The 2,381-nt window shown below is 71.9% G+C and carries 3 protein-coding genes; 2 read left to right on the forward strand and 1 reads right to left on the reverse strand.

Features of this window, described 5'->3' with window-relative positions; genetic code table 11:
• The coding region (locus tag P409_RS32105; RefSeq protein WP_052121640.1) for a LysR family transcriptional regulator at positions 1 to 878 on the reverse strand (878 nt) is incomplete at its 3' end.
• Between the two features lie 108 nt (positions 879 to 986).
• On the opposite strand from P409_RS32105, the gene P409_RS32110 reads away from it, so the two are divergent.
• Both P409_RS32110 and P409_RS41655 read left to right on the forward strand, forming a co-directional pair.
• On the forward strand, positions 987 to 2,276 hold the full coding sequence (locus P409_RS32110) for a CitMHS family transporter (RefSeq protein ID WP_034848175.1): 1,290 nt from the start codon (positions 987 to 989) through the stop codon (positions 2,274 to 2,276).
• Between the two features lie 12 nt (positions 2,277 to 2,288).
• Positions 2,289 to 2,381: acyclic terpene utilization AtuA family protein (locus P409_RS41655; protein ID WP_161790511.1), on the forward strand; the 93-nt coding region annotated here is incomplete at its 3' end.

A 2,381-nucleotide genomic window follows, 5' to 3' on the forward strand; every position in this document is an offset into this window, starting at 1 on the left:
ATCGTGTCGCGGAACGCGGCGGCCGCGGGCGACAGCGTCCGTCCCGCCCGGGTCAGCACGCCGATGTCGCGCGTCACCTCCGGCCCCTGCAGCAGCCGCGTGGTCAGCGCCGGATGGGCCAGCACCGGCAGGGTCAGCAGCGGCAGCGCCGTGACCCCGAGCCCGGCCGCCACCAGCGCCCCGGCGGTGGCGAGATGCGACACCTCGAACTCCGGCTCCGCCGCCACGCCGGCCAGGGCGAAGCCGCGATCGGTCAGCGGCCGCACGCTGGTGATGCGCGACATGGCGACGAAGGGCCAGGCGGCCAGGTCGGCCCAGGTGACGGCGGATTGGCGCGTCAGCGGATGGTCCTGGCGCAGGATGGCGACGAAGCGGTCGGACATGATGCGGGCGAACTCGATCCTGCCGTCGGGCGCCGGGCGGCCGGCAATGCCGAGATCGGCCTCGCCGCGGAGCACCGCGCCGACCACGCCGTCGAGCAGCGTGTCGATGACGCCGACCGAGACGCCCGGATGGCTGCGGCGGAACCGGTCGATCACCGGCGGCAGCAGCCCGGCGGTGACCGAGGGCAGCCCGGCCACCGAGACCCGGCCGCGGGCCGAGCGGAAATAGTCGCCGAGATCGTCGAGCGAGCTGCGCAAATCGCCGATCAGCCGGCCGGCGACGGCCGTGAACTCCCGGCCCTGCGGCGTCGGCTCCACCGTCCGGGTGTTGCGGTCGAACAGCCGCTCGCCCAGCCGCGTCTCGGCCCGCGCCACCGCCCGGCTGACCGCCGGCTGCGACATGCCCAGCGCCTCGGCCGCCGCGCGGAAGCTGCGCAGCCGGTCGACCTGCAGCACCACCTCGATCTCGAACAGCGACAGGTTGATGCGCTTCATGCATCAATCGATGACACAAATTCACTTCCCGATCCACCACCCGCCATGGCGTGCTGGCGCCCGAGCGGCCCCGGATGAAGGACGGCCGCCGCAACGGGAGGATGGCGGATGCTGGCGGCCCTGGGGTTCCTGACCATCGCGGTGTTCCTGGCGCTGATCCTCAGCGGCCGCGTCTCGGTGCTGGTGGCGCTGGTGCTGGTGCCACTGGCCGGCGGGCTGATCGGCGGCTTCGGCGCCGGCCTCGGCCCGATGATGCTGGACGGCATCGTCAAGGTCGCGCCGGTCGGCATCATGATCATGTTCGCCGTCCTCTATTTCGGCCTGATGCTCGACACCGGCATCTTCGAGCGGCCGATCGGGTTTCTGCTCTCCCTGGTGCAGGGCGATCCGGTGCGGCTGTGCCTGATCACGGCGCTGCTGACCATGCTGGTCGCGCTGGACGGCGACGGCGCCACCACCTTCCTGATCACGGTCACGGCCCTCTTGCCCGTACACCGCCGCCTCGGCCTGAATCCGCTGGTGCTGCCCGGCATCATCTGCCTGGCCGCCGGCACCATGAACCTGCTGCCCTGGGGCGGCCCGACGGCGCGGGCGATGGCGGTGCTGAAGACCGACGCATCGGCCCTGTTCAACCCGGTGATCCCCGCCATGGTCGCCGGCCTGGCCTGGGTGTTCGTCGCCGCCTGGCTGATCGGCCGCAGCGAACGCAAGCGCCTGGGCATCGCCCATGGCGTCGACGCGGTCGCGCTGGTGGAGCCGACCGAGGCCGAGCGGGCGGCGCGCCGGCCGCACCTGGCCTGGTTCAACGCCGCCCTGACCATCGCCCTGATCGTGGCGCTGCTGGCCGGGCTATGGCCGCTGCCGGTTCTGTTCATCACCGCCTTCGCCATCGCCCTGCTGGTAAACTATCCGCGCTGGGAGCAGCAGCGCGAGCGGCTGGTGAAGCATGCCGACAGCGTCGTCACAGTCACCGCCATGATCTTCGCCGCCGGCATCTTCACCGGTATCCTGGGCGGCACCAAGATGATCGGCGCGATGGCCGAGGCGCTGGTGGCGGTGGTGCCGCCGGCCCTGGCACCCTACCTGTCGCAGATCGTGGCTGTGACCGGCATGCCGCTGAGCCTCGTCTTCACGCCGGACGCCTATTACTACGGCATCCTGCCGGTCTTCGCCGGCACCGCCGGCGCGCTGGGCCAGGACCCGCTGGCGGTCGGCCGGGCCGCGATCCTGGGCCAGATGACCACCGGCTTCCCCTTGAGCCCGCTGACCGCCTCGACCTTCATCCTGGTCGGGCTGACCGGGGTGCAGCTGGGCGCGCATCAACGCTTCATCTTCAAATGGGCCTTCGCCTCGACCCTCGTCATGACGGCCGTCGCCTGGGCCACGGGAGCCATCTGAATGCCGAAGGCGATGCGCATCGGGACCGGCGCCGGTTTCGCCGGCGACAGGCTGGAACCGGCGGCGGCGCTGGTGGCGCGCGGCAGGCTCGACGCGCTGGTGTTC

The organism is Inquilinus limosus MP06 (assembly GCF_000767795.1).
In the GTDB taxonomy this organism is placed as follows: Bacteria; Pseudomonadota; Alphaproteobacteria; order DSM-16000; family Inquilinaceae; genus Inquilinus; species Inquilinus limosus_E.